General features: G+C 61.8%; 24 protein-coding genes. 10 read left to right on the plus strand and 14 right to left on the minus strand.

Features of this window, described 5'->3' with window-relative positions:
- Positions 1 to 131 precede the first annotated feature (131 nt).
- Both CV013_RS12975 and CV013_RS12980 read left to right on the plus strand, forming a co-directional pair.
- Entirely contained in the window at positions 132 to 1,079 is a 948-nt protein-coding gene (locus CV013_RS12975) for an alpha/beta hydrolase (RefSeq protein ID WP_102156120.1), read from the plus strand.
- 10 nt (positions 1,080 to 1,089) lie between these two features.
- The gene (locus CV013_RS12980) at positions 1,090 to 1,563 is read left to right on the plus strand and encodes an RNA pyrophosphohydrolase (RefSeq protein WP_102156121.1); all 474 of its coding nucleotides are present in this window, start codon (positions 1,090 to 1,092) and stop codon (positions 1,561 to 1,563) included.
- Between the two features lie 472 nt (positions 1,564 to 2,035).
- On the opposite strand, the gene CV013_RS12985 is transcribed toward CV013_RS12980, so the two are convergent.
- The 4 genes from CV013_RS12985 to CV013_RS13005 all read right to left on the minus strand — a co-directional run bounded on the left by CV013_RS12985 (position 2,036) and on the right by CV013_RS13005 (position 7,644).
- Positions 2,036 to 2,590 carry a tetratricopeptide repeat protein gene (locus CV013_RS12985; RefSeq protein ID WP_223805308.1) on the minus strand — a complete coding sequence of 185 codons (555 nt, stop codon included), beginning with the start codon at positions 2,588 to 2,590 and terminating at the stop codon, positions 2,036 to 2,038.
- A gap of 11 nt (positions 2,591 to 2,601) precedes the next feature.
- A complete protein-coding gene (locus CV013_RS12990; protein ID WP_102156122.1) occupies positions 2,602 to 3,783 on the minus strand; it encodes an RsmB/NOP family class I SAM-dependent RNA methyltransferase in 1,182 nt (393 codons plus the stop codon).
- 278 nt (positions 3,784 to 4,061) lie between these two features.
- On the minus strand, positions 4,062 to 5,561 hold the full coding sequence (gene guaB / locus CV013_RS12995; RefSeq protein ID WP_102156123.1) for an IMP dehydrogenase: 1,500 nt from the start codon (positions 5,559 to 5,561) through the stop codon (positions 4,062 to 4,064).
- Between the two features lie 538 nt (positions 5,562 to 6,099).
- On the minus strand, positions 6,100 to 7,644 hold the full coding sequence (locus CV013_RS13005) for a M28 family peptidase (RefSeq protein ID WP_102156125.1): 1,545 nt from the start codon (positions 7,642 to 7,644) through the stop codon (positions 6,100 to 6,102).
- A 127-nt stretch (positions 7,645 to 7,771) separates the two neighbouring features.
- Between CV013_RS13005 and CV013_RS13010 the strand changes: the two genes are divergently transcribed.
- Positions 7,772 to 8,620, plus strand: a complete 849-nt coding sequence (locus tag CV013_RS13010; RefSeq protein WP_102156126.1) for an FkbM family methyltransferase — start codon at positions 7,772 to 7,774, stop codon at positions 8,618 to 8,620.
- Here the strand turns inward: CV013_RS13010 and CV013_RS13015 are convergent.
- Complete coding sequence (locus tag CV013_RS13015) at positions 8,587 to 9,342, minus strand: 3-hydroxybutyrate dehydrogenase (protein ID WP_102156127.1); 756 nt, start codon at positions 9,340 to 9,342, stop codon at positions 8,587 to 8,589. The genes CV013_RS13010 and CV013_RS13015 overlap by 34 nt on opposite strands.
- 134 nt (positions 9,343 to 9,476) lie before the next feature.
- Here CV013_RS13015 and ypfJ point away from each other — a divergent pair, with 134 nt between their 5' ends.
- Complete coding sequence (ypfJ, locus tag CV013_RS13020) at positions 9,477 to 10,355, plus strand: KPN_02809 family neutral zinc metallopeptidase (RefSeq protein ID WP_102156128.1); 879 nt, start codon at positions 9,477 to 9,479, stop codon at positions 10,353 to 10,355.
- An 850-nt stretch (positions 10,356 to 11,205) separates the two neighbouring features.
- Here ypfJ and CV013_RS13025 read toward each other — a convergent pair.
- Both CV013_RS13025 and CV013_RS13030 read right to left on the minus strand, forming a co-directional pair.
- Complete coding sequence (locus CV013_RS13025; protein WP_102156129.1) at positions 11,206 to 12,888, minus strand: M56 family metallopeptidase; 1,683 nt, start codon at positions 12,886 to 12,888, stop codon at positions 11,206 to 11,208.
- Positions 12,885 to 13,274: a BlaI/MecI/CopY family transcriptional regulator gene (locus tag CV013_RS13030; protein WP_102156130.1), complete on the minus strand. Its 390-nt coding sequence runs from the start codon at positions 13,272 to 13,274 to the stop codon at positions 12,885 to 12,887. Before CV013_RS13030 ends, CV013_RS13025 begins: the two co-directional genes overlap by 4 nt.
- A 121-nt stretch (positions 13,275 to 13,395) precedes the next feature.
- Here CV013_RS13030 and CV013_RS13035 point away from each other — a divergent pair, with 121 nt between their 5' ends.
- Positions 13,396 to 14,577, plus strand: coding sequence for an alpha-hydroxy acid oxidase (locus tag CV013_RS13035; protein ID WP_102156131.1), 1,182 nt, complete (start codon positions 13,396 to 13,398; stop codon positions 14,575 to 14,577).
- Positions 14,578 to 14,708: 131 nt separating this feature from the next.
- A complete protein-coding gene (locus CV013_RS13040) occupies positions 14,709 to 15,377 on the plus strand; it encodes a peptidylprolyl isomerase (protein WP_102156132.1) in 669 nt (222 codons plus the stop codon).
- 261 nt (positions 15,378 to 15,638) lie between these two features.
- Here the strand turns inward: CV013_RS13040 and CV013_RS13045 are convergent, their stop codons facing one another.
- From CV013_RS13045 to sdhC, 4 genes are read right to left on the minus strand one after another with little or no spacing between them, the layout of a single operon-like run.
- Entirely contained in the window at positions 15,639 to 16,529 is an 891-nt protein-coding gene (locus tag CV013_RS13045; RefSeq protein ID WP_223805311.1) for a glycoside hydrolase, read from the minus strand.
- 16 nt (positions 16,530 to 16,545) lie between these two features.
- On the minus strand, positions 16,546 to 18,366 hold the full coding sequence (gene sdhA / locus CV013_RS13050) for a succinate dehydrogenase flavoprotein subunit (RefSeq protein ID WP_102156133.1): 1,821 nt from the start codon (positions 18,364 to 18,366) through the stop codon (positions 16,546 to 16,548).
- Positions 18,366 to 18,752 (minus strand): succinate dehydrogenase, hydrophobic membrane anchor protein, encoded by a 387-nt coding sequence (gene sdhD, locus CV013_RS13055; RefSeq protein WP_102156134.1) that lies wholly within the window; start codon positions 18,750 to 18,752, stop codon positions 18,366 to 18,368. Before sdhD ends, sdhA begins: the two co-directional genes overlap by 1 nt.
- Positions 18,753 to 18,762: 10 nt before the next feature.
- On the minus strand, positions 18,763 to 19,143 hold the full coding sequence (sdhC, locus tag CV013_RS13060) for a succinate dehydrogenase, cytochrome b556 subunit (protein ID WP_102156135.1): 381 nt from the start codon (positions 19,141 to 19,143) through the stop codon (positions 18,763 to 18,765).
- A gap of 110 nt (positions 19,144 to 19,253) precedes the next feature.
- On the opposite strand from sdhC, the gene CV013_RS13065 reads away from it, so the two are divergent.
- Genes CV013_RS13065 through CV013_RS13080 form a run of 4 tightly spaced genes read left to right on the plus strand, consistent with a single transcriptional unit; the run spans position 19,254 to position 22,513 of the window.
- Complete coding sequence (locus CV013_RS13065) at positions 19,254 to 19,964, plus strand: SDR family NAD(P)-dependent oxidoreductase (RefSeq protein ID WP_102156136.1); 711 nt, start codon at positions 19,254 to 19,256, stop codon at positions 19,962 to 19,964.
- Positions 19,954 to 20,889, plus strand: a complete 936-nt coding sequence (bla, locus tag CV013_RS13070) for a subclass B3 metallo-beta-lactamase (protein WP_102156137.1) — start codon at positions 19,954 to 19,956, stop codon at positions 20,887 to 20,889. The genes CV013_RS13065 and bla overlap by 11 nt, the downstream gene beginning before the upstream one ends.
- Complete coding sequence (locus CV013_RS13075; RefSeq protein ID WP_102156138.1) at positions 20,886 to 21,791, plus strand: 50S ribosomal protein L11 methyltransferase; 906 nt, start codon at positions 20,886 to 20,888, stop codon at positions 21,789 to 21,791. The genes bla and CV013_RS13075 overlap by 4 nt, the downstream gene beginning before the upstream one ends.
- Positions 21,764 to 22,513 carry a DUF2459 domain-containing protein gene (locus CV013_RS13080; protein WP_232806602.1) on the plus strand — a complete coding sequence of 250 codons (750 nt, stop codon included), beginning with the start codon at positions 21,764 to 21,766 and terminating at the stop codon, positions 22,511 to 22,513. Before CV013_RS13075 ends, CV013_RS13080 begins: the two co-directional genes overlap by 28 nt.
- Here CV013_RS13080 and CV013_RS15585 read toward each other — a convergent pair.
- The 3 genes from CV013_RS15585 to CV013_RS13090 all read right to left on the minus strand — a co-directional run bounded on the left by CV013_RS15585 (position 22,452) and on the right by CV013_RS13090 (position 25,821).
- The gene (locus tag CV013_RS15585) at positions 22,452 to 22,697 is read right to left on the minus strand and encodes a hypothetical protein (RefSeq protein WP_123639973.1); all 246 of its coding nucleotides are present in this window, start codon (positions 22,695 to 22,697) and stop codon (positions 22,452 to 22,454) included. The genes CV013_RS13080 and CV013_RS15585 overlap by 62 nt on opposite strands.
- Positions 22,698 to 22,788: 91 nt before the next feature.
- A complete protein-coding gene (gene ligA / locus CV013_RS13085; RefSeq protein ID WP_102156139.1) occupies positions 22,789 to 24,963 on the minus strand; it encodes an NAD-dependent DNA ligase LigA in 2,175 nt (724 codons plus the stop codon).
- A 12-nt stretch (positions 24,964 to 24,975) separates the two neighbouring features.
- Positions 24,976 to 25,821 carry an alpha/beta hydrolase family protein gene (locus tag CV013_RS13090; protein WP_123639974.1) on the minus strand — a complete coding sequence of 282 codons (846 nt, stop codon included), beginning with the start codon at positions 25,819 to 25,821 and terminating at the stop codon, positions 24,976 to 24,978.
- Positions 25,822 to 25,856: the final 35 nt, after the last annotated feature.

Raw genomic sequence — 25,856 nt, forward strand, 5'->3', positions numbered from 1 at the left:
GCGGGGCACTAGGCCCCACCCCTCTCTGCCTCAACCAAGTTTTTCTCCTCGCGAAACAAAAAGTCGAGTGGAAAAGCTACACAGCCGTGCATAATCATCCCGAATCGAAACTGATAATGACGGAGAGAGCGATGGCGGACCTGTATGTGAAAGACGATGTGCGTGCCCTGCTGGCGATGCTCGAACAGATCGGCGGCCCTGAAATCGACGAGGTTCCCGTTGCCGATGCCCGCGCGCAATATGCGGCGATGGGGGCACTGGCAGAGGCAGATCCGCGCCCGCTGGCAGTGAAGCGCGACCTCACCTGCCCCGGCCCGGCAAGCGACATCCCGCTGCGCCTTTACGACCCGCGCGACAGCCGCGAGGCGGGGCCGATTGTAATGTTCTTCCACGGCGGCGGATTCGTGATCGGCGATCTCGACACGCACGATGCGTTCTGCACCGAAATCGCCCACCAGCTCGATCTGCCGGTTGTGGCCGTCCACTATCGCCTCGCCCCCGAAGCGACCTTCCCGGCGGCAGCGGACGATTGCGAAGCGGCAACGCGGTGGGTCGCGGGCAATCCCGCCGAACTGGGCCGCAAAGCGACCGGCCTCGTCACCACCGGCGATAGCGCAGGCGGCAATCTCACTATCGTCGTGACGCAGGCACTGGCCGCAAAGGCCGCGGCGGTGCCGGTGATCGTGCAGGCGCCGATCTATCCCGTCGCCAGCGCGATCGAGGAAACCGACAGCTATCGCGATTTCGGTGAAGGCTTCCTGCTGACTGCGCGCGCGATGAACTACTTCACCAGCAGCTATGCCCCCGATGAAAGCAGTACGCGGATGTATCCCGCTCTCAGCGATCAACTGAGCAAGAGCCCGCCGACCGTAATCATGACCGCCGGGCTGGACCCTTTGCGCGATTCGGGGCGCAACTACGCGAAAAAACTGATCTCGCACGGGATCGATGTGACCTATATGGAGATTCCCGGAATCGTTCACGGTTTCGTGAACCTGCGAAAGGCATTACCCAGCGCTCAGGCTGCATCCGAGGCATTCCTTGCCGAAGTAAAACAGATGCTTGCGCGCTATAGTTGAGGACTTACGAGTGACAGAACTCGGTTACCGCCCCTGCGTGGGCGTGATGCTGGTGAATGCCGACGGCAAAGTGTTCGTCGGCATGCGTATCGACAACAAGGATAGCGGGCATTGGCAAATGCCTCAGGGCGGAATCGACAAGGGCGAAGACGGCGAAACCGCCGCCCTGCGCGAACTGGCCGAGGAAACCGGCGTAACTGCCGATAATATCACGTTGCTTAAGGCGATCAGCGAGCCGGTGCGCTACGACTTGCCCGATGAACTGATCGGCAAGCTGTGGGGCGGCAAGTATCGCGGGCAGGAACAGATCTGGTATCTCGCCCGCTTCCACGGGGACGATGCCGCAATCGACCTCAACGCGCACGACCCGGCGGAATTCTGCGAATACCGCTGGATCGATCCCGACGAACTGCCCGATCTGATCGTTCCGTTTAAGAAGCGCGTCTATCGCACTGTTCTGGAAGAATTCCGTGAACTGATCTGAGCGATGGGCGGCGGTGGCATCGCCATTTCCCGCCCATGCCTGTCGTCACCCCGGATCAGGTCCGGGGCGACGATGTAAGGTGGGGCGAATGTATGCGGGGAATACCGAGCCTAACCGGGGAGTATGGCATGTACGCCCACCCGCCCTCGTCATTGCGAACGCAGAGAAGCAATCCACGGGCTGCCGTTTCCGCCCATCGCGCCCGATATAATTGAGTGGCAACACGCGGCCCACGGATTGCCACGTCGCCTGCGGCTCCTCGCAATGACGAGCGGAGGCGGTGGGGTTAAAGCTAACAGCTTGATTGCCTCCCACCCCCGTCACCCCGGCCCCCGAGCCGGGGTCCAGCTTCACCAGCCCCGTGCACGAAGAACAGGGTAGCCCCGGATCACGTCCGGGGCCACGAATGAAGGGAGAAGACGCATCCGCCTCCGCCAGTTCAGCGAAAATAGCGCGCGATATTACGCCCGGCTCAATTCTGCTGAGTCACGCTCGCATCGGGCATTACCGCTTCTGCGGTCAGCACGCGCGGCTGCGGCCCCTTAGCAATAGCCGCGGCCAGCAGCTTGGTTTCCGGGCAGTTATCGCCGCACATCGTTTGCAGCTTGGCGAGATTGCGGTTGGCCTTGTCGATCGCGCCCTTTTCCGCCAGCGCCGCGCCTTCACCCGAAATCGCATCGAGGTTGCGCGGGTCGAGCCGCATGGCATCGCGGTAATACCGGATCGCCTTGCCCTGCAAACCGTTGCGCCGGGCCGCATCGCCAAGGTCGATATACAGCTGCGGCGCACCGGGATCGATGGCCAGTGCCGCTTCGAATGCATCGACGGCCTGCTCGGTCTGCCCGGCGGCGAGTGCGGCGTTCCCTTCCTGTTGCAGCGTGGCAGCGCGCGGATCGAGTGTGCGGTCGGCCCCCTGCCCCATGCTCGCGCTGACAGCGAGCACCAGTGCAACTGCAACGGCAGGGGCAGCAAAACGCATTACTTTCTCCATCGGTTCGGACCTGAGCTGTTCGATTGCGTCGGTCATACTGCGTTACGTTAACACGCACGAGACAGGCTTGCGACGAAAAACCCGTCCGTGCCGTCGTGAAACGGCGAAAGCCGCCAGCCTTTCCCGTGTGTGTGCCCCAGCGGCAGAGCCAGCGCATCGGCCGACCATTCGGGATGCGCCGCCAGAAACGCATCGATCTGCCCCGCCCCTTCGCTATCGAGCAGAGAGCAAGTGACGAATACCAGTCGCCCGCCGGGCCGCACCAGTTCCGCCGCGATAGTCAGCAAGCGCCCCTGCACCGCTGCGAACCGGTTAAGCCGTTCGGGCGTCAGCCGCCACTTCGCTTCCGGCTTGCGGCGCCAGGTGCCAGTGCCCGAACACGGGGCATCGACCAGCACCGCGTCCGCCTTGCCCGCATAATCTGCCAGCGCAGCCAGTTCCTTGCCCGGATCGAGCAAGCGGGTTTCGATCATTCCGGCCCCGGCGCGTTCGGCGCGTGGCGCCAGCTTCGACAGCCGCGCACGGTCGGTATCGCACGCCAGCAGCGTGCGGCGATTGTCCATCGCCGCTGCCAACGACAGCGTCTTGCCCCCGGCCCCGGCGCACAGATCGATCACCGTTTCACCCGGCTGCGCGGCCACTGCCATGCAAGCGATCTGGCTGCCGTGATCCTGCACCTCGATCTGCCCGGCGGCATAGGCATCCCACCGTTCGACCGGCGTGCCCGCCGCGAACCGCAGCGCGTTGGGCGCGGCCAGCGGTTCACCCGCTTCGGGCAATTCGACGATATCGCGCGCCGCCTTCAGCGTGTTGACCCGCACATCGAGCGGCGCCCGGTCGAGCAAAGCACGCGCATCGCCGCCCGCGACACCCGATGCAGCCAGCGCGCTTTCCACCCAATCGGGCGCGACACCGCCAGCGGCCGCCGGCTCGCCCTCGCCAACAGGCTGCGGCCCGTGGGTGGAGCCATCGAACAGCGGAGCAATCGCCGGATCGACTTGCGCCAGACGCAGCATCGCCGCTCGCCCACTGGACGGAATCGGCCCGCACGCCCGGATTGCCGCATAAACCAGTTCGCGCACCGCGCGCCGGTCCTTCGATCCGGCATAGCGGCGCTGGCGGAAATAGTCGGAAACCAGCCGATCCGCCGGCGCCCCATCCGCCTGCGCCGCGGCGATCACTGCGTCGAGCAGCTCTATCGCTGCCTGAACCCGTGCTGCCGGGGTCATCGCCGCGCTGCCTTAGGCTCAGGACCCATTACTGGCACCGTTGAGGCGCCCAAATGGCGAACATATCGGGCCAAACTGCCCGCCGGGAAGGCTATATGCCTTTCCAAGGGCAGTTTGGCCTGAGATGGAAGCCATTTGGACGTCCTGCAGGGATTTGATCAAAATGGCCCATCGCGGCGTCAAAAGGTCTTGAAATATTAGCATATTACTGCGCCCTTTCTCCTTGCGCTGAGCCATTTTGCTTCAAACCTCAATGGTGCCAGCAATGGGCCCTGAGCCTAGCGTGTCGGATAGTTCGGTGCCTCTCGCGTGATCGCGACATCGTGGACATGGCTTTCCGCCAGCCCGGCGTTGGTGATCCGCACGAATTTGCCGCGCTGCTTCAGTTCGGCAATCGTCGCGCTGCCGGTATAGCCCATCGCCGCCTTGATCCCGCCGACGAGTTGGTGAACCACATCCTTCGCAGGGCCTTTGTACGGCACCTGTCCCTCGATCCCTTCGGGTACGAGTTTGAGCGTGGACACGTCCTGCTGGAAATAACGGTCGGCGCTGCCGCGCGCCATCGCGCCGACACTGCCCATACCGCGATACGATTTATAGCTACGGCCCTGATAGAGGAAGGTTTCGCCCGGCGATTCTTCCGTCCCCGCCAGCATCGAACCGATCATCACGGCGGAGGCACCGGCGGCCAGCGCCTTGGCCGCATCGCCCGACGTTCGCAGACCGCCATCGGCGATCACCGGCACGCCCGATTTGGCGGCTTCCGCCGCGCATTCCATCACCGCTGTCAACTGCGGCACACCGACACCGGCGACGACACGCGTGGTACAGATCGATCCCGGCCCGATACCGACCTTGATACCATCGGCACCGGCATCGATCAGCGCACGGGTCGCTTCTGCGGTGGCAACGTTGCCAGCGATGATCTGCACCGAGTTCGAGAGCGCCTTGGCCCGTTCGACCGCACGGGCGACATCCTTGTTATGCCCGTGCGCGGTGTCGATAATGACCACATCGACTTCGGCATCGATCAGCGCCGCTGTCCGTTCAAAGCCCTTGTCGCCTACTGTGGTCGCCGCAGCCACCCGCAGGCGGCCGGTCGAATCCTTGGTGGCGTTGGGATAGGTTACCGCCTTCTCGATATCCTTGACGGTGATGAGGCCGACGCATTTGAATGCATCGTCCACCACCAGCAGCTTCTCAATCCGCCGCTGATGCAGCATCCGCCGGGCATCGTCCTGACTGGTGCCCAGCGGCACAGTCGCGAGATTTTCGGCCGTCATCAGTTCGCGCACCGGCTGACCGGCGTTTTCCGCGAACCGCACATCGCGGTTGGTGAGGATGCCCACCAGTTTGCCATCGCGGTCTGTCACCGGGATGCCGCTGATGCGGTGCTGCATCATCAATGCCTGTGCATCGCCCAGCGTTGCATCGGGCGAAATCGTGATCGGATTGACCACCATCCCGCTTTCAAACCGCTTGACCGCGCGCACGGCGGCGCACTGTTCGTCCACCTCCAGATTGCGGTGCAGCACACCGATCCCGCCCATCTGCGCCATGACAATCGCCATATCGGCCTCTGTCACAGTGTCCATTGCAGCAGAAAGGATGGGGATATTCAGCCCGATATCGCGCGTAAGCTGCGTGCGGGTATCGGCCATGCTGGGGAGAATGTCGCTTTCGGCCGGACGCAGAAGAACGTCATCGAAAGTTAGACCGAGGGGGATATCGTCGTGTGCCACTGGATTGCTTTCACCGGGAGAGTCGTGGCGGCCCATCTAACGAGACTGTGTGACAACCGCTAGGGCCAATCGCAATTTTGCTCTGGCACGGTGGATATGTGATGCGCCGCCTGCCGTCGCTCCTCCCCTCGTCATTGCGGGGAGCCACAGGCGACGTGGCAACCCATGACCCGAACCTCGCCGCCCATCGCATCGGTTGCGAGAGGCGGCACCGTCATCCCATGGATTGCTTCGCCAAGCTCGCAATGACGAGTGGGAGACGTTTGACCACCCCACCCCGTCGCCCCGGACCTGATCCGGGGCCCCGCTTTTCTTCCAGCGCGGGGCGAGTGGAAGCTGGACCCCGGCTCGGGGGCCGGGGTGACGGGGTAAAGATGGAGAAGCCAACGGGCGGGCAACCAATATCTCACCCCCTCCCCTCGTCATTGCGAGGAGCCGCAAGGCGACGTGGCAATCCATGGCCCGAACCTCGCCTCCATCACAGCCGCTGCGATGGACGGCACCCTCACTCCATGGATTGCTTCGCTACGCTCGCAATGACGAACGGGGAGAGGCCCAACCATCCCCACACCCCCTACGGCCCCGCGCGCTTACTCCCTGTCTCCGTCGGCCATTGCAGCGGATCGGCGAAGAAGCGCACCAGTTTCAGGTGCAGCCGCAAGTCGTCGATCGCTCCGCCCAGTTCGATCCCGTCAATCTCGTCGGACGGCTTGTGATAGCGTTCGTCCATGAACCGCTGCAGCGCCTTTTCCGCACCGTAGGCTGTGGTAACCGCCACTGTCGGCACGTCGCGCTGCAACAGCGCCCAGCCGTCCTGCCGCCGCACGAATTGCGCGGCCAGCGCAGGGTCGCCCATCTCGCCACCGCTTTCACGGATGATCCGCTCTATCGGAGCATCGAGATCGGTCATCCCCAGCCCGACGATCCCGAATGCGGAGCCCGCCGGGGCAATCGCCACGCTGTCGAGGTTGAACGCCGCAACGATCGAATCGAGTGGCACCGGCGGATTTTCGGTAAATGCCTGTGCCCCCAGCAACCCCCGCTCTTCCGCGGTAGTGGCAAGGAAATAGACATCGCGGTCCAGCTTCGGCCCTGCCCCAAGCTGACGTGCCAGTTCGTTGAGAACGGCCACGCCGCTGGCGTTGTCCACTGCGCCGTTGCAGATCCGATCTGCTGCATCGGCGGGGGCACAGGCGCTGCCGAAATGGTCCCAGTGCGCCATCAGCAACACCGCGCCATCTTGCGGACGCTTGCCCGGCAGGTGGCCGATCAGGTTGAATGTCTTCGCTGTGCCGACCGACGATGTCGCTTCGACAGACACGCTTATGCCCAGCGGGATCGGGCGGAAATCGTCCTGCGCGGCGGCGGATTCCAGTTCCTCGATCCGCCCGGCGCCCAGCAATTTATCTGCCGCTTCGCGGGTGATATACCCGTCGAGCGTCGTCACCGCCTCGGTCGCTTTCAGGCGATAGTGGCCGCGCCGCCGATCATTGGCGAGATGAGCCAGCTCCGCATCGTCTTTCACGACTGCGATCACAGCGGCGGCATCCTGCCGCAGCAAAGCCTCCCGCTGATCGGCATCGCCGGGATGATCCCACAGCATCAGCGCGACCCGCCCCGCCAGTTCGGACCGCTCCAGATCGACGCCCGCGTTGCCGACGAACACCACCGGTGCCAGTTCGACCAGCCCGCGCGCACCGGAGGCGAACATCGCCACTCCGCTGTCAGGCAGAGGCACAGTCCGGCCCTTGCGAACGAAACGCACTGTGCTGGTCGCAGGGCTGCTATAGGCCAGCTCTACCGGGGCGAACCACGGGTGCGCCGGATCGTTGGTGCCCGACGTCAGCCCCGCCGCCTGCCATTCGCGCGAGAGGAACCGCAGAGTCTTCGCTTCGCCATCGGTGCCCGGCTGACGCCCGCCGAAATCGTCGCTGCTGAGCGTAGCGATATCGCGCATCAGGCGGGTTTCGATTGCAGCATTGTCGGCGGGGCGCGGCGCAGCGGGCACTCCGCCATGAGTGCACGCGGGGACGAGAATGAGCAGGGCAAGCACCAGCAGGGCGCGAAAACCTGACCCCAACCGCTCAACCACTTCGTTAAATCCCTTCGCCTGTGCCATCCGAATGCCGCAGGATATCGATTAGGCGACATCTTTCTGTTGTAAAAGAGAGATTATCGACATAACGAATCATCTAGGTAATTTACCTTAATTGCATTGCCATTTTGGCGACCAAAGGCGATAATATATGGTTAAAATTAACCAAGATGGCTATAATGAATTAACGCAGACCGAATTTGGATTAATTCTTTACAATAAAAATGATATATATATTGGTAAATCATTGAAAATATATGGAGAATACTCATTCAGAGAACATGAATTATTTTCACAAATGGTCACGCCAAACATGGTGGTGGTGGAGATCGGCGCCAATATAGGGTCACTGACTGTCGGCCTGGCACAACTGGCGAATCAGGGGTTAGTCTATGCGTTCGAACCCCAGCGCCTCGTATTTCAGACGCTCTGCGCCAACATTGCCCTGAACAATCTGACCAATGTTTTCGCCTATCAATATGCCATCGGGGCGGAAAGCGGCGTGATCGAAGTGCCAGAGTCAGACCCGCGAGTGCCGCACAATTTTGGCGGATTGGAACTGGGGCAGCACCGTCACGGGGACATCGTATCGCTGGCAACCATCGACCAGATGGGATTCCAGCAACTCGATTTCATGAAAATCGATATCGAAGGGATGGAATGCGAGGCCTTGAGAGGCGCCGCCGACGCGATCCGGCGCCATCGGCCGATCATCTATCTGGAGGCGGACCGGGAAGAGCGATTTGCTGAGCTTCATGCGATCCTCTCCGAATACCGATACACCATGTACTGGAGCCTGGTGGACCTCTACCGGCCCGACAACTTCCGTGGAGTGAAGGGAGACATTTTCGGCATCTCTTCCAAAAACCTGCTCTGCATACCCGAAGAACGCGATTTCCCGGTATCGGGTATGACAACTGTGACCGGCCCGGAGGATTCCTGGCGAGCGGCACACACGCGACTTGGTCACTGCGCGGTCCAGCCGCCATCCATCGTATAATTGCCGCCGGTCATGTTCGCCGCTTCTTCCCGGCAGAGAAATACCGCGAACGCGCCGATTTCTTCGACCTGGGTGAATTTCTTGGTCGGCTCGCCCGCCAGCAGCACATCGTTGATGACCTGTTCGCGGGTCATTCCACGCGCCTTCATCGTATCGGGGATCTGGTTTTCAACCAGCGGCGTCCAGACATAGCCGGGGCTGATGCAGTTCACTGTCACCCCGGTCTGCGCCAGTTCCAGCGCGGCGGTCTTGGTCAGCCCGGCGATGCCGTGTTTGGCCGCGACATAAGCGCTCTTGAACGGCGAAGCGACGAGCGAGTGCGCGCTGGCGGTGTTGATGATCCGCCCCCACCCCTGCTGCTTCATATGCGGCACGGCCAGCCGGGTGGTATGGAATGCCGCCGTCAGGTTGAGCGCGATGATCGCGTTCCACTTCGCCACCGGGAATTCATCGATCGGGGCGACGTGCTGCATCCCGGCGTTATTGACCAGAATGTCGAGCGGGCCCGCCCCGGCCATCAATTCCTCGCACCCTTCCTCGGTGGTCAGATCGGCGTTGATGTGGCTCGCGCCCAGCTCTTCCACCAGTTTCGCGATTTCGGCTTCGTCGCCAAAGCCGTTGAGCACGACCTGCGCCCCTTCCGCATGAAGCGCGCGGGCGACCCCCAGCCCGATGCCCGAAGTGGAACCTGTGACGAGAGCGCGCTTGCCGGATAGGAACATTTTTACCTCCTGATGGGTTTTTCGCGGGGTTCTTAACAATCACGCTCTTGCGCTGCGCGCCGTGCCTGTCCAGACCAAACACGTGAAAAGCGGCGTCAGGCCGCCTGTTCGATGCGATTCAAGGGGGCAGACCGATGCGGCTCGACAGATTTAACCCGGCCAACATCCGCGTGCGCGGCGGTGGCAGCGGCGGCGGCGGCGGATTTCCCGGCGGCGGCGCGGGCGGAGTCGGGTGCGGCACATTAGTGCTGGTGCTGATCGGCGCGCTGGTGTTCGGGGTCGATCCGGGCCAGATGCTCAGCGGACTGGACCAGAACGGCGCATCGACCGCCCCTGCCACGCAGCAGCGCACCTCTCCGCAATCGGCCGAAGAACTGTGTACGCAGAACCAGTATGCCACCGAAGCATGCAACGCGCTGCAATCGCTCAACCAGACATGGCAGCCCGAATTCCAGCGCGCAGGCGTCCGCTTCGAACAGCCTGAACTGGTGTTCTATAGCGGTGGAACCGATTCCGGCTGCGGTGCGGCGCAATCGGCGATGGGGCCGTTCTATTGCCCTGCCGATCACGGGATCTACATCGACACCAGCTTTTACGACCAGATGGCGCAACAGCTTGGCGCGAAGGGCGATTTCGCCCGCTATTACGTGATCGCCCACGAATACGGTCACCATATTCAGAAACTGACCGGCGTGGCCGACGCGATCCGCAGCGCGCAACAACAGAACCCGCGCGCCAGCAACCAGTTGCAGGTCCGCATGGAATTGCAGGCCGATTGCTATGCCGGGGTGTGGGCGGGCAAGAACCGCAACCTGATCGATCCCGGCGATTTCGAGGAAGGAATGACCGCCGCCAGCGCGATTGGCGACGATACGCTGATGCGGAACGCCGGTCGCCAGGTCGATGCCGAAAGCTTCACCCACGGCTCCAGCGCGCAACGCATGGAAGCCCTGCGCGCGGGGATGGAAAGCGGCAACGACAGCGTATGCGATCGATATGTCCGGCTAAGCTGAAGTCGGGGCGCGGTGCTGACAGAAGCTGGACCCCGGCTCGGGGGCCGGGGTGACGGTTATGGCGGGGAAACCCCCGGCAGCGACCGACCTCGGCATCGGGCCTAACCATTCCCCGACCCACCGCCGCCCCCCTTCGTCATTGCGAGGAGCGTAGAGACGCGGCAATCCATGGCCCGAACCTCGCCTCCATCGCAACCGATGCGATGGGCGGCACCCTCTCCCCATGGATTGCTTCACTGCGTTCGCAATGACGAGCGCGGAGGCATAATCACACCAAACCGTCGCCCCGGACTTGATCCGGGGCCCCGCTGTTCTTCCAATGCGTGCTGACAGAAGCTGGACCCCGGCTCGGAGGCCGGGGTGACGGTGCGGGAAAGGTCGGTGTGACAAGCCGTTGATCGCAGCCTCGCCTCCATCGCAACTCTTGCACTGGGAGGGGGTGTCAGGTGACAGTGTGTCACACGAAGGCACGAAGGCACGGAGTGGGTTTGGTTCGGGGGTAGGAGGCCGCACTGCCGATGCTCGGCCAATACTATCGCGGGTATCCCCCCTCGTCATTGCGAGGAGCCGCAGGCGACGTGGCAATCCATGGACCATTCTTCGCCTCCATCACAACCAGTGCGATGGGTGGCACCCTCTCCCCATAGATTGCTTCACTGCGTTCGCAATGACGAGTGCGGAGAGACAGGAACAACCCCCACCGTCGCCCCGGACCTGATCCGGGGCCCCGCTATTCTTCGGGCGCGGTGCCAGTTAAAAGCTGGACCCCGGCTCGTGGGCCGGGGTGACGGTGTTCGCTAACAAGGGCTCTCGCCGGAACACCCCCCCGCTGCCGAACTTCGTCCCCGGATCAGCTCCGGCTCGACTTGCGGCTCAGCCGCTCGATTTCCCGATCCAGCGAACGCAGCACTTCTTTGCGGACGCTATCGGACATCGAGGAATCGCGAGCGATTTCCTCGCGCGCAGAGCGAATGCCGTCCACTGCCGAGGCCATGATCTGGTTCGTGCAGACTTGCACCACACGGCGGCCATTCTTGCTGGTTGCAGTCTGCCCGCTGGTTACGCAGTTGGTGTCGATCTCCGGCATACGATCGATTTCGGCCATCGCTTCGGCGTGTGCCCTCGCCGCTTCACTGCGCGCCTTCGCCGCATCGGCCTGGGCGGCGCGGACTTCGCGTTCGATCTGTTTGCGAAGCGCCTTTTCATCGATGGCGGAGCTGCTTGTCGTCCACGCCCATTCGCGCGCTTCGTGGCGCGTTGTGCCTCCCGTTCTGTCGCTCGCGGTGTCGTGAACCCGCACGGTATAGCCTGTGCGCGGCGCAGCGGGCACTGCCGGGGGGGCGGGCACCGCAGGTGTAACCGCGACAGCGGGCGTAGCTGGGGTAGGCGGCGTTGGCGGTACATCGCCAACTTCCGATACAGCAGATACACCGGGCGCGGAGAATGCATCATCCACGGTATAGGTCGCGGGCGCATTCGGGGCCAGCGGCGCAGGCGGCACAGCGGAAACGTCCGAAACGTCGGAAACATGGGGCACCGCGGGTACTTCGGGTACATCAGGCAATTCGGCCTGCGCGTAAGATATCGATGCCGTAAGCGGCAGAGCCAGTGCGGCGGCGCCGATCAGGGCACGGCCAGCAATGCGCTGGCGACGCGAAATCTCTGTCATGGTCAGGTTCCTCAGCCGATGGACAATAGAGGCGTCCCCCAACACCGGGCAGGCCATCGGAGCTGCCAGTGCGATTCTCGGTCCCGCTGCCTGTGCAGCGATCAATCGGGCATATACCGCCCGCTCTGCCCGGCCCCGCGCCGCCATCACGCGGGCATCGCAGGCGGCCTCCTGATCGCGCCGCATGGCGCGCCAGCCGTAATAGCCGAGCGGATTGAACCAGTGCAGCGCGAACAGCGGCTGCACCAGCATATTGGCCAGCAGATCGTTGGCCCGGTGGTGTGCGAATTCATGCTCCAGCGCGAGATCGCGCGAGCGGCGATCGTGCATCGCCATGAAATGCGGCGGCAGCACGATCAGTTTATCGATCACGCCCAGCGCCAGCGGGGAATCGACCTGCGGGCTTTCCAGCAGGCGGATACGCCCCGCTTCGCCCACTGGCCGCGCATTGTGCAACAGTTCGCCCCGCATCCGGAAATAAGCGGAAAAGCGCCATGCCAGCAGCACTGCGGCACCCGTGAGCCACAGCCCGGCGATCAGCGGCAACCAGTCGGCATAAGTAACAGCCATCGCGCCAGCCGAGGCAGAAGCGGGGGCCGAAACGGAAACGGCACTGGCATCCAGGGGGACTCTGGTCGTTGTCAGCACCGTTTCCGTAGTCGTAATCGTATGCTGCATCGTCTGCTGAGCCGGGGCCAGCCATGCGGGCAGGACAATCGGCGGCAGCAACAGGCGCAGAAACGGCAGCAGCCACAGCGTATAGGCGGCGTGCGGCCCGAAATGGCGCGCCACGGGGCGGCGCAGCAGCAGAACGGCGGCCAGCAGCACACCGGTCCATACCAGCGTCGATGCAAGCCAGCTCATTGCCGCAACTCCTTCAGCAATGCTTCGATTTCAGTCAGATCGTCGTCGGTCAGCGCTTCGGCTTCGGCAAGCTGCGCCAGCAACGGCGCAGCGCGACCGCCGAACAGCCGCTCGACCAGACGTTTCGATTCGGTGCCGGCATAATCGGCCCGTTCCAGCAGCGGGGTGTAAAGGAAGCGGCGCCCGTCGGGCTGTGTCGCCACGGCTTTCTTCGTTACCAGGCGGCTGAGCAAAGTCTTGACCGTCGGCATCGACCAGTCACGTTCTGCACACACGGCATCGCATACGTCGGATGCACTCGCCGGGCTGTTGGCCCACAATGCCTCCATCACGGCAAGCTCGGCCTCGCTGATCCTGTCGGATTTTGTGTCGTCGCTCTTGCTCATGCGCCGTGACCTCCCCGGTTTTGCGCTGTCGAACTCTCTATGCGCCCATCGATTACGAATGTAAACATTGCCCGACGATGAACCGCTATTCAGGATCGACCAACGGCGATAAAGAGGGAGAATGGCTCGCACATTTCCCGTTCCGCATTCGATCCGCCGGGTCGACGACTGCCACAATATCGAAGATTTCCGCACGCTGGCCCATCGCAAGCTGCCCTTCCCCGTGTTCCATTATATCGACGGCGCGGGGGATGACGAGCTGACCAAAGCGCGCAATACCGCCGCCTATAACGATGTCGATCTGGTGCCCAATGTGCTGGCCGGGGTGGAAACGATCGACACAAGCACCACGATCATGGGCCGCAAGACCGCTCTGCCGCTGGTGCTCAGCCCCACGGCGCTGCAGCGGCTGTTCCACTGGCAGGGCGAACGCGCGGTGGCGCGGGTGGCCGAACGGCACAACCTGTGGTTCGGCATCTCCAGCCTGTCGAGCGTCAGCATAGAAGAGGTCGGCGCGAATTACTCCGGGCCGAAGATGCTGCAATATTACTATCACCGCGATCGCGGGCTGAACGCCGCACTGGTCGAACGCGCGCGGGCAGCGAAGTTCGATGCCATCGCGCTGACGGTGGACACCATCGTTTCCGGCAATCGCGAACGCTGCAAACGCACGAAGTTCAAAACGCCGCCCGAATTCACTCCCGCCAGTTTTCTGTCCTACGCCATGAAACCCGCGTGGGGCCTGAATTTCCTGCTTCGCGAAAAGTTCTCGCTCCCCAACCTCGAAACCCATGTAGCTGAAGGCAGCAGCGATGCGATTTCGATTCAGGACTATTTCGACAAAATGCTCGATCCCAACATGGACTGGGCAGCGGTGGAGCAATTGCGGAACGACTGGGGCGGCAAGTTCTGCCTCAAAGGGATCATGTCGGTTGGCGATGCCCGCCGCGCGGCCGACATCGGCTGCGATGCGATCATGGTATCGAACCACGGCGGTCGCCAGCTCGACGGCAGCCGCGCCCCGTTCGACCAGCTGGAAGAAATCGTCGATGCCGTGGGCGACCGGATCGAAGTGATCTGCGATGGCGGCGTGCGGCGCGGCACGCATGTGCTGAAAGCGCTGGCCACCGGCGCCACCGCCGCATCGGGCGGCCGCCTCTATCTCTACGCATTGGCGGCGGCGGGCGAAGCCGGGGTCGAACGCGCGGTTTGCATCTTGCGGGACGAGGTCGCACGCGGAATGCGTTTGATGGGCGTGAAATCGGTCGCTGAGCTGAATCGCGCGATGTTGCGGCGGCGTTGAGCGGTTTTTGCGGATTTTTGGGGTGTTTCGCGGGTTTGGGCCTGTCTGTCGATACAATGGGCGGGTGTTTGCGGTGAGTTGACGCACCTGTTCGTCACTCTTGCGGGATTTTTGAAAAAAGGTGAGCGATTATGGTTGGTTACGGCGTCTATAAGCAGGTGATAATGGTGTTATCCCTGCTGGCTGCATCTGCCCTCGCCCCTGTGCTCACCCACGCTCAAGAGGTTGATACAGAACCGAAAACCCAGCTTGTCGCGATTGAGACGACGATGGGCACGATCACCGCCGCGATAGAGACAGAGCGCGCGCCGATCACCGCCAAAAACTTCCTCCGCTATGTGGACGAGCGCCGTTTCGACAGCACGGTTTTCTATCGCGCGATGCGCCTCGATTGGGGCGATCAGCCCAACGGACTGGTGCAGGCGGGCACGCAATACGACCCCAAACGGGTGCTAAAGCCGATCGCGCATGAGCCGACAAATGTTACAGGCGTCAAACACTTACGCGGCACTCTTTCGATGGCCCGCTTCGCACCGGGCAGCGCCACCGGCGATTTTTCGATCCTGCTGCAGGATCAGCCGAGCATGGACGCCGACCCAAATTCGGACGATCCCGAAACCCGCGCCGGCTTCGCTGCCTTCGGTCACGTGGTCGCCGGGATGGATGTCGTCGAATCCATCCACGCCGCCCCCACCGACCCGAACAAAGGCGAAGGCTGGATGAAAGGGCAAATGCTTGCAAAACCAGTGAAAATTATCCGCATGAAGCGAGTGGCGGCAGTGCCGGAGGCCGGGGAATAGCGGGCCTCACCGCACAATTCCCCACCCCCGAATTTCGCGGTATGCGGCCAAAAACCCGCCTCTATCCGCCCCCGCCCCTCGTCGTTGCGAGGAGCGCCAGCAACGCGGCAATCCAGGGACCAAACATCGCCCCCATCACAAGCGAAGCGAGAGCCAGCAACCTCTGGCCATGGATCGCTTCACGCCGTTCGCAATGACGAAGGACTAAACAATAGACTGAATAATATAAGAAAAAGCGCTCCGCTACCTCTCACAGGGCCGCTAACACACCTCCGCGGTATTATCAGGAATAGGCCCCGGCGGCACCCGCGCCGCGCTCATCCAGAACGGATCGCCGCGCAATTGGTGATTGTTTCCATAGGCTTGACCCAAAACCGCATAGAGTTGCGGGTCATAAGCCGCCAGATCGGCGTGATTGAGTATTCGGCGCCCATCGAACACGGCCAGGCGGTTGGAATCAAACCAGAACTGGCTCCCTTCCGCCCAATATTCATCAACCGTGGTGGAGGCGTATTCGTCTTTCCACAGACCCGCGGCGAGCGCATGAGCGTAAGCCGCATCGACCTGACGGGCCAGTTTCGGATCGACTGCACGGATCGCAGAGAGAACGTTGTGACTGAATTCATGAACGAAAATCGTCTCACCCCAGTATCGGCTGTTGCGTTTTCCCAGCAGATCCTCCTGCGCACCGCTGGTCAGCACCCCCGCCATCCCACGCGCGCGCTGATCCCAGTACTGGCGGTCGGTCAGCGCCCCGATCCGTTCGTCATAAAGCTTGCGTTCGCAACGGGTTAGGCGCGGATCATCACGCGATGGCTTCTTCCAGTGCGCCTGTTCGGGCAGATCGGTCGTCGTCTCGCTTTCCGCCATGATTGCAACACGATAGCGGTTAGCAACTAGCCACCGAGCCAGATCCGGTCGGTGCGAGAGCATCTGGTCGACGATCCGTTGCGCCACCGCCAGCGCCTCGTCCGAAACGCGTTCGCTACCGACAATCGGTATGCCATCTGCCTCTATCTGCTTGGAATAAAACGGATCGAGCGTTTCTACGGTTGCAGACGCGGCGGGAGCGCCAGGTACGGCAGGCGCGACACTCTCACACCCCGCCAGCGCCAGCAGGCAAGCACTCCCGGCGAATGCGGCAATCCGCACTCGCCGGGTAAAGCCCTTAATATACGCGCTTTTTCGGTTTGATGTACTCGGCATCATCGGTCAGTGTGAAGTCGTGGACCGGGCGATAATCGATCTTGATATCGCCGCCGTTGCCGCCCCAGCCTTCGAACCACACGGCGGTGTGCTTCATCCAGTTGGCATCGTCACGATCGGGATAATCCTCGTGCGCGTGAGCGCCGCGGCTTTCCTTGCGGTTATGCGCCGAAGTCATGGTGACACTGGCCTGCGCGATCAGGTTGTCCAGTTCCATCGTTTCGATCAGATCGCTGTTCCAGATCAGCGAGCGATCCGACACACCGATGTCTTCCATCTGTTTGTACGTATCGGCAAGCACTTGCACGCCTTCCGCCATCATTTCATCGGTACGGAAAACCGCAGCGTGCTTGCTCATCGCGCGCTGCATCCGGTCGCGGATCGCAGCGGTCGGGCTGCCGCCCTTGGCATTGCGGAAGTGATCGAGGCGACCGAGCGCGAAGTCGGCACTGTCCTTAGGCAGTTCTTCATGCGCCGTGCCGGGCTTGATCAGTTCTTTCAGGCGGTGGCCTGTCGCACGACCGAACACCACAAGGTCGGTCAGCGAGTTCGAACCGAGACGGTTGGCCCCGTGAACCGATACGCAGGCCGCTTCACCCACGGCAAACAGGCCAGGCACCACGGTTTCCGGGTTTCCGTCAGCGCCAATGGTCACGACTTCACCGTGGAAATTCGTGGGGATACCGCCCATGTTGTAGTGCACAGTCGGCACCACCGGCAGCGGCTGCCGCGTCAGATCGACACCGGCAAAAATCTTCCCGCTTTCGGTAATCCCAGGCAGGCGTTCGGCCAGAATCGCCGGATCGATGTGATCGAGGTGGAGGAAGATATGATCCTTCTCCGGCCCCACGCCGCGCCCTTCGCGGATTTCCAGCGCCATAGAGCGCGAAACCACGTCGCGGCTGGCCAGATCCTTCGCGCTGGGGGCATAGCGTTCCATGAACCGCTCACCCTCGGAATTGGTGAGGTATCCGCCCTCTCCGCGCGCACCTTCGGTAATCAGCACGCCCGCGCCGTAGATGCCGGTCGGGTGGAACTGCACGAATTCCATGTCCTGCAATGGCAATCCGGCGCGCAGCACCATCCCGCCGCCGTCGCCGGTGCAGGTATGTGCGCTGGTGCAGGTGAAGTAAGTGCGGCCATAGCCACCCGTCGCCAGAACGACCGATTTCGAACGGAACCGATGGATCGAACCATCGTCGAGGCAAATCGCGATCACGCCGCGACACTCGCCGTTCACCATGATCAGATCGATGGCGAAATATTCGATAAAGAAATCAGCGTCGTACTTCAGGCTCTGCTGATACAGCGTGTGGAGCAACGCGTGGCCGGTGCGGTCGGCCGCAGCACAGGTGCGCTGCACCGGCGGACCATCGCCCATGTTCTGCATGTGCCCACCGAACGGGCGCTGATAGATCGTGCCGTTATCGTTACGGCTGAACGGCATACCGGCATGTTCCAGCTCCAGAATGGCATCCGGCGCTTCGCGGACGAGATACTCGATCGCGTCCTGATCGCCGAGCCAGTCCGAACCCTTCACGGTATCGTACATGTGCCACTGCCAGTGATCGGGCGTATTGTTACCCAGGCTGGCGGCAATCCCGCCCTGCGCGGCCACCGTGTGGCTACGGGTCGGGAAAACTTTGGAAATATTGGCAGTTCGCAGGCCAGCTTCCGCGGCCCCCATCGTTGCGCGCAGGCCGGAACCACCGGCACCCACAACCACCACGTCATAAGTGTGGTCGACGATTTTGTAGGCCGGCTGGGTCGATTCGGTAGCCATCAGGCGGCTCCTCCAAGAGCAAGGCGAATAATGCTAAACAGGGCGAACGCCGCACCGCCGAAGGCCGCAAGATTGAGCGCAGCGATAGTGGCGAATTTGTTGCCCGGCGTGTGCACGTAATCTTCGATCAGCACCTGCAGGCCGAGGCGCGCGTGCCAGAACGAACTGATCACGAACAGTGCGGTTGCAGTGGCCGGAACGGGGCGTGCAATCCACTCTTTCATCGCGCCGTAATCGTGGCTGCTCATCAGCGCGAAGCTGACTGCCAGAAACAGTCCGAGCGCCAGATTACCAATCGCAGTAAAGCGTTGCAGCAGCCAGTGGTGTGTCCCGGCATGTGCCGAGCCGAGTCCGCGCACCCGGCCGAGTTCGGTTCCATTACCCATCTTCAATCCCTCAGCGAAGCAGCACGATGGCCCAGAACCCCACTGTCAGCGCAATGCCGACAAGCGGGCTCACAATAGACCACGCATTATTGGTTTTGAGTTCGTAACCCGCCCCGATGTCGAGCACGAAGTGGCGCAGCCCCGAACACAAGTGCGAAAAAAACGCCCACGACAAGCCGACCATAAAGACCCATCCGACAGGCGAAGTCGCGATGGCGAGGAAAGTGGCGTAAGCTTCCGGCCCGCTGGCCAGTGCGCCCAGCCACCAGACCATCACGGCCAGACCGACCAGCGCCAGCCCATCGCCAGTGGCACGGTGCAGAATGGAAACCGCCATATTCGGCCCCCATTTCCAGATTTGCAGATGCGGTGATAGCGGACGGTTTGCCATGTGCGGTCTTCCGATTGCGCGAGTGAATTCGGCCCTCCCCTTAGCGCAATGATCCGCCGAGGCAAGCGCAGCGGCTCGACAGCGCACCACCAATGCCCGATAGTTAGTGGATGACAACGATACTTCTGACCGGTGCCAGTCGTGGAATCGGTGCTGCTGCACGCTCTGCACTGCACGCCCGCGGCGCATCGGTGATCGCGCAGGCCTCCCGCCCTGCCGCAGACGGCACGATAGGCGCCGATTTCACGGATCCGCTCGCCCCGGCAATGCTTTGGGAAGCGGCGCTGGATGCGGCCGGAGGCCAGATTGACGTTCTGATCAACAATGCCGGGCTGTTCGCCTCTAACCCGGTCGAGAGTTCTGATATCGAATGGCTCGACAGATGGGAGGCGACCCTCCGCATAAACCTCACCGCTGCGGCACAACTTTCCCGCTTTGCAGTGCGGCATTGGCAGGAACGCGGCATCCCCGGACGAATAGTGCACGTTGCGAGTCGCGCAGGGCATCGCGGCGACTCGCCCGCGCACTGGCATTATGCGGCAGCGAAAGGCGGCATGCTGGCGATGCACAAGACCATCGCCCGCCAATATGCCGCTGACAGCATTCTCTCTTTTGCCGTTGCACCGGGCTTTACCGACACTTCGATGGCAGACGACTACCTTGCCAGTCGCGGAGGGCCGGCATTGTTGGCGGACATACCTTTAGGCCGGGTCGCCACGCCCGGTGAAATCGCCGCCATCATTACTTTCTGCGCGCTTGATGCTCCGCCCAGCATGACCGGAGCGACTATCGATGCCAATGGAGCGAGCTATGTTCGCTAGATTCGCATCTCTTGCCCTTGCATCCCTTACTCTGGCTTCGGCAGTTTCCGTTGCACCGATCGCTGCCCGTGCAGAACCGTCGGGTAAAGGGACGCAAGCAGAAACGCTATGGGACGCAACCGGGCAGCGCGATTGGGCAGCAACCTGCAAGGATTGGGATGATTGGGACAAACCCGGCCCGCCATTCCGAATCTACGGCAACACCTACTACGTCGGCACATGCGGAATCGCCGCGATCCTGATCGCAGGCGACAAAGGCAATATTCTGATCGATAGTGGAACGCGTCCCGGCGCGGATGTTGTCGCGGCAAACATCGTAAAGCTCGGTTTTCGGCTGGAAGATGTGAAATTGCTTCTGACCAGTCATGAACACTTCGATCATGTCGGTGGAATGGCCGAATTGCAGCGCCGCACCGGTGCGCGGCTGCTCACGTCGGTCGCAGCAAAGCCAGTGATGGAGAGCGGCGAAGCATCCCCCGACGATCCGCAAACCGGGATGCATGAACCATTCGAAGCGGCCAAAGTCGATGGCATTGTCGAAGACGGCAAAGCGGTGCGACTCGGATCGCTCACGATCACTCCTCTTGCCACACCGGGCCACACGCCCGGCGCGCTGAGCTGGCAATGGCAATCGTGCGTTGGCGGAAAATGCACTACGCTCGTTTTTGCGGATAGTCTTTCGGCCATCAGCAGCGACGATTATCGCTTCAGCGACCATCCTGAGTATGTTCGGGCATTCCGTGATGGCCTGTCTCGCGTGGCCAGCATCGATTGCGGGATATTGCTTACCCCTCATCCATCCGCCAGCAAGATGCGTGAACGCTTTGCCAAAGGCACCCCGTTTGGGGCACCCTCTTGCGAAGCCTATGCAAAGAGCGCAGCCGAGCGACTGGATAAACGGCTGGCAAAGGAAGCGGCAAAATGAGCTGGAAACTGATTGCCTTCGCGCCGAAGCCGATCGTGCAATCCGCGCTGGCCGCTCACGAGGCGCGGTGGGACTGGGATGCCGATATCGTGCTGACCGGCTCCGAAATTGCCGAGGACCGGCCCGACGACTGGCAACTGGAGGCCTATTTCTCGCGCCGTCCGACCAAACAGGATCGCGAGTCTGTCGAATCGTTGTTCGCCAATGGCGCGCCAACCATTTCCGCGGAAAAGCTGCCCGATACCGATTGGGTCACGGAAACGCAGAAACAGGTCGCACCGATCCGTGCTGGCCGGTTCTATGTCCATACCCCGGATTATCCGGCAGACGAGTCACCCGGCGTGACGGACTTTACGATCCCCGCCAGTCAGGCATTCGGCACGGGACAACATGCGACCACGGCGGGCTGCCTTGCCATGCTCGATACGATGAAGCGGCGCGGAACGGTGGTTCGCAATATGGCCGACATTGGCACGGGAACGGGCCTGCTGGCCTTCGCCGCGCTATCCCTCTGGCCCCACGCCCATGCAACCGCGAGCGACATCGATACCGTTTGCATGCCGGTCGTCGAAGGCAACTGCGCGCTCAATAGAGTGGCGATGGGGAGTGGCATCGGCAAGCTAACGATGCTGGTGGCAGAGGGGATGGATCATCCCCGATTGCAGGCACGTGGGCCATATGACCTGCTGATTGCCAACATTCTCGCCGGGCCGCTTGTTTCGCTGGCCGGTGACTTTGCCGAGGCAGTCTCTCCCGGCGGATCGCTTCTGCTGGCCGGGCTGCTGGAAACGCAAGAGCCCGCCGTTCGTGCCGCTTACCGGGCTGCCGGGTTCCGCCTCGCTGCGCGACTGGTGAACGGCGATTGGTCGATACTGTGGCTGCGCCGACGCGCCATCGGTTGATCCGCGCAGCTCTCACAGGCCTCATCGGCCTGATCGCAGCAGTGTTCTGTTTTGCGGTGGTCGGTTGGGTGGGCAGTTCTATTCCGCGCAATGCGGAGTGGCAGGAAACCGGGCACGATGTTGAAATCATGGTCGAAACGAATGGCGTGCACACCGCACTGGTTTTGCCACTGATCGCGCCGGAGAAAGACTGGCGTACCGACTTCCCTGCAGGTGATCTGCGCGCGCCCTTGAGGCCATACACGCATATTTCCATCAGCTGGGGCGAGCGCGCTGTGTTTCTCGACACACCTCGCTGGCGGGATATTTCTCCGGTGACGATCCTGCGAGCGACTACAGGCAGCAGCTCTCTCCTGCATGTCGCGCATTATGTGCGCCCTGCTCCGGGAAACGATATACGCCCGTTGCGACTGACTTCGACTGAATATCGACGTCTGGTTACTGCTATCGAGCAATCGATTGCGCCCACTTCGCCTCACGGCCACTATCCCGGCTACGACAGCTACGATGTATTTTATGACGCTGTTGGCACCTACTGGATCGGGCGCACCTGCAATCAGTGGACGAGCGACATGCTGGCGGCAGCAGGGGTCAAAGTCGGACGATGGACGCCGTTTTCAGGGGGTGTGATGAAATGGATCGCACCTGCGCCGGCCGGTATCAGTTCAACGCTGATTCAAAATGCGCGCGAGCGCGCTTCGCCAGAACGATTGGGACAATAACCGACAGCAATATTCCCATCAGCATCGCAATCGCGGCGACGGTGTCTACCTCGGAATTGCCTGTCTGGAATAAAGTCCAGAATACCGGCGCAGCCATCACGATCCCGCGAATTTCATTGAGAACCAGCAACAGTCCGCCAACAGCAACCAGCTTTTTGAGCTTACTGGCGGTTGCGACGTTCATGATCGGTGCCTTATCTCCATGGATGCCATTGGATTAAAGAGCAGCGACCGATCGGGTTCCCACAATTGCGTTAGCTTCCCTTATCAGACGATCACCCTGCCGCCGCCACGATCTGCGCCCATTCCGCTTCGTCGATAACGGGGATGCCCAGCTCCGCCGCTTTCTTCAGCTTCGAACCAGCACCGGGGCCAGCCACGACCAGATCGGTCTTCGCACTCACCGATCCGGCAGCTTTGGCGCCAAGGCGTTCGGCCTGCGCCTTCGCTTCATCCCGGCTCATCGTTTCAAGCTTGCCGGTGAAGACCACCGTCTTGCCCGCGACTTCGCTGTCGCGGGTTTCGACTTCGTAACGCGGCGGATCGACCTGAGCGAACAGATCATTCCACACCTGCCGATTGTGCTCCTCGTGGAAGAAATCTGCCAGCGCATGACCGACTGCGATACCGATCCCGTCGGTCCGCACTTCGAAAATTCGTTTTACCGCATCGACCATTCGGGAATTGAACGGGCTTTCCTTCTCATCTTCTCCGCGCGGGTTCTCTTTTCGATAAGCAGCAAATTCAGCGGCCTTTTCAGGCAATACGCGGATATCGCGCAGACCTTTCATTAAATCGCGCGCCGTTACCGCGCCGACATGGCGAATGCCCAGACCGAACAGCAGCCGGGCGGCATCAGGGCGGCGCTTGCTTTCCACAGCAGCCAACAGGTTGTCCACAGACTTGTCCTGCCACCCTTCGAGCGACAGGATTTCGTCGCGCCTCTCGTGCAGGCGGAAAACATCCGCCGGGCTTTCCAGCCAACCCAGCGCGAAGAACTGGTCGATCGTCTTTTCGCCCAAGCCTTCGATATCGAGCGCACCGCGGCTGACGAAATGCTTCAGCCGTTCGGTACGTTGCGCCGGGCAAATCAGCCCCCCAGTGCAGCGCACATCGACTTCACCATCTTCGGCAACCGCCTCACTGCCACACTCCGGGCAATGATCGGGGAAAGTATAAGCAGGCCGATCCGCATCTCGCGTCAAATTTTCAACAACTTGCGGAATCACGTCTCCGGCACGCTGCACTTTGACCCGGTCACCCGGCCGCACGCCAAGTCGAGCGATCTCGTCGCGATTATGGAGGGTGACATTCGTCACAGTCACACCGCCGACAAGCACCGGCGCCAGACGCCCGACCGGAGTAAGCTTGCCCGTGCGGCCAACCTGGATATCAATCGCCTCCAGCGTTGTTTCGGCCTGTTCCGCCGGAAACTTGCGCGCGATAGCCCATCGCGGAGCTTTCGCCACGAACCCAAGACGACCCTGCCAATCGAGTCGATCGACCTTGTAAACCACACCGTCGATTTCATAGGGCAGCGCGCCCCTGCCCTCCGCAATTCGGCTATAGGCAGAAAGCATCGCGTCGAGATTTTCGCAGCGCACCATCTCTGGCGAAATGGGCAGCCCCCATTCGGCAATCTGTTGCATCACGGCATGCTGCGTTTCGCCCGGAACTGCGCTCGCCGCCCCCCAGCCATGCGCCCAAAATCGCAGCGGGCGTTCGGCGGTAACTCTCGGGTCTTTCTGGCGTAGCGAACCGGCAGCTGCGTTGCGCGGATTGGCGAACTGACGAACTTTGGCGGGATCGAATTCCTCGCCAGCGGCCTCTCCCTTCGTCCGCGCTTCTTCCATCAGTCGCGCGTTCAGAGCATGGAAGTCTGCTGTCGCCATATAGACTTCGCCCCGCACCTCGAAAACATCGGGTACATCACCGCGCAGTTTCTGCGGGATATCGGCAATGTGGGCGACATTGGGCGTGACATCCTCACCCACCTGCCCATCTCCGCGTGTAGCCGCGCGGACGAGCTCCCCTCGCTCGTAACGAAGGGAACACGACAGTCCATCGATCTTGTCTTCAGCCGTAAAGGCCAGCGGGACAGCCTCGTCGAGCGAGAGAAAGCGTCGCACCCGCGCAACGAATTCAGCCACTTCCTCGTCAGAAAACGCATTGTCGAGGCTCATCATTCGCACTTCGTGCGTGACCTTGCCCAGCGGAGACGAAACAATCTCGTGGCCCACCGCTTGCGATGGGCTGTCAACGCGAACGAGATGGGGAAATGCGCTTTCCAGCGCGGCATTGCGCCGCACCAGCGCATCATATTCCTGATCGGTGATCTCTGGCGCGTCTTCTGCGTGATAAAGGCGGTTATGGTGCGCGATGGCCTTAGCGAGCCTCATGAGCTCATTGGCAGCATCGGCTTCGGACATCTGAGTGGGGTCGATGCTCATAGTATCAGTCTGTCATTCGGTTCCGCGCAGAACCGCCAGCATGGCCGGTTCGTGTTGTTCGTAAACGGAGTCGCCGGGCGTGGCGATAGCGAAGTGGCTCGCGCCGGGATTGCTCAGCACACCGACTTGTGCGCCACCGGCGCCGATGGCCGCGATGGCATCCGCAGGTGGAGAAGGGAGCTTGGCCTGCACAAACAGTACCTGTTTCAGTTGCGGCGCCTTACGGAGCGGTGAAATCGCTGCGAGACGATTATCGGCCTTTTGTCCAGACATGCCCAAAAACGGACCGACAGACGAAAATTCGCACAGCGCATCGAAATCGCGCGCCTCCCTGCCAATATCGCCGGGGCCATCCAGCACGATGGCTGCGCGCGCGCTTGTCGCTGCACGTACCCCCACCGGCCCGCCCGCCCCCTGCGATGTCGCCAGCCACAGCGCTGGCAAAGCGCCTGCCGAATGGCCAACCAGTGTCACGCGCCCCCGATCGATAGCGTATTCGCTGGCGACCCGGTCGATCATGTGGGCCGCGCTGTCCCAATCCTCAAAGCTGCCTGGCCAGCCCCCGCCGTCACCGACTTCGCGATAATCGACGTTCAGCGTGGCAATTCCCTTCGCCTGCCACTGCGTTGCAAGCGGTGACATATAGGCTGTGTCGGCAATGCCAGCTTTCCAGCATCCGCCGTGGAAAATTATCGCGAGAGGAAAAACGCCCTGCCCTTCCGGCAAGCGCAACTCGGCAAAACCACGCGCGTGGGGGCTATACCGCAGGATCGCATCGGGCACGCTGGCACTGATGTGTGCGTCAGTGCCATAAGTCGAAAGACTACCCACTAAGCCTGCACCATCCGCTTCTGTCATCGCACAGCCTGCAAGCAGGAGAAACACCACCCCTG

Origin of the sequence: Tsuneonella flava (genome assembly GCF_002870965.1) — a bacterium.
Taxonomy (GTDB): Bacteria; Pseudomonadota; Alphaproteobacteria; order Sphingomonadales; family Sphingomonadaceae; genus Tsuneonella; species Tsuneonella flava.

What these genes read in the sequence shown, in the direction of transcription:
- CV013_RS12975 (WP_102156120.1), top strand. Translation starts at nt 132, where the DNA reads ATGGCGGACCTGTATGTGAAAGACGATGTGCGTGCCCTGCTGGCGATG.
- CV013_RS12985 (WP_223805308.1), bottom strand. Translation starts at nt 2,590, where the DNA reads ATGACCGACGCAATCGAACAGCTCAGGTCCGAACCGATGGAGAAAGTA.
- CV013_RS12990 (WP_102156122.1), bottom strand. Translation starts at nt 3,783, where the DNA reads ATGACCCCGGCAGCACGGGTTCAGGCAGCGATAGAGCTGCTCGACGCA.
- guaB (WP_102156123.1), bottom strand. Translation starts at nt 5,561, where the DNA reads ATGGGCCGCCACGACTCTCCCGGTGAAAGCAATCCAGTGGCACACGAC.
- CV013_RS13005 (WP_102156125.1), bottom strand. Translation starts at nt 7,644, where the DNA reads ATGGCACAGGCGAAGGGATTTAACGAAGTGGTTGAGCGGTTGGGGTCA.
- CV013_RS13010 (WP_102156126.1), top strand. Translation starts at nt 7,772, where the DNA reads ATGGTTAAAATTAACCAAGATGGCTATAATGAATTAACGCAGACCGAA.
- CV013_RS13015 (WP_102156127.1), bottom strand. Translation starts at nt 9,342, where the DNA reads ATGTTCCTATCCGGCAAGCGCGCTCTCGTCACAGGTTCCACTTCGGGC.
- ypfJ (WP_102156128.1), top strand. Translation starts at nt 9,477, where the DNA reads ATGCGGCTCGACAGATTTAACCCGGCCAACATCCGCGTGCGCGGCGGT.
- CV013_RS13025 (WP_102156129.1), bottom strand. Translation starts at nt 12,888, where the DNA reads ATGAGCTGGCTTGCATCGACGCTGGTATGGACCGGTGTGCTGCTGGCC.
- CV013_RS13030 (WP_102156130.1), bottom strand. Translation starts at nt 13,274, where the DNA reads ATGAGCAAGAGCGACGACACAAAATCCGACAGGATCAGCGAGGCCGAG.
- CV013_RS13035 (WP_102156131.1), top strand. Translation starts at nt 13,396, where the DNA reads ATGGCTCGCACATTTCCCGTTCCGCATTCGATCCGCCGGGTCGACGAC.
- CV013_RS13040 (WP_102156132.1), top strand. Translation starts at nt 14,709, where the DNA reads ATGGTTGGTTACGGCGTCTATAAGCAGGTGATAATGGTGTTATCCCTG.
- sdhA (WP_102156133.1), bottom strand. Translation starts at nt 18,366, where the DNA reads ATGGCTACCGAATCGACCCAGCCGGCCTACAAAATCGTCGACCACACT.
- sdhD (WP_102156134.1), bottom strand. Translation starts at nt 18,752, where the DNA reads ATGGGTAATGGAACCGAACTCGGCCGGGTGCGCGGACTCGGCTCGGCA.
- sdhC (WP_102156135.1), bottom strand. Translation starts at nt 19,143, where the DNA reads ATGGCAAACCGTCCGCTATCACCGCATCTGCAAATCTGGAAATGGGGG.
- CV013_RS13065 (WP_102156136.1), top strand. Translation starts at nt 19,254, where the DNA reads ATGACAACGATACTTCTGACCGGTGCCAGTCGTGGAATCGGTGCTGCT.
- bla (WP_102156137.1), top strand. Translation starts at nt 19,954, where the DNA reads ATGTTCGCTAGATTCGCATCTCTTGCCCTTGCATCCCTTACTCTGGCT.
- CV013_RS13075 (WP_102156138.1), top strand. Translation starts at nt 20,886, where the DNA reads ATGAGCTGGAAACTGATTGCCTTCGCGCCGAAGCCGATCGTGCAATCC.
- CV013_RS15585 (WP_123639973.1), bottom strand. Translation starts at nt 22,697, where the DNA reads ATGAACGTCGCAACCGCCAGTAAGCTCAAAAAGCTGGTTGCTGTTGGC.
- ligA (WP_102156139.1), bottom strand. Translation starts at nt 24,963, where the DNA reads ATGAGCATCGACCCCACTCAGATGTCCGAAGCCGATGCTGCCAATGAG.
- CV013_RS13090 (WP_123639974.1), bottom strand. Translation starts at nt 25,821, where the DNA reads ATGACAGAAGCGGATGGTGCAGGCTTAGTGGGTAGTCTTTCGACTTAT.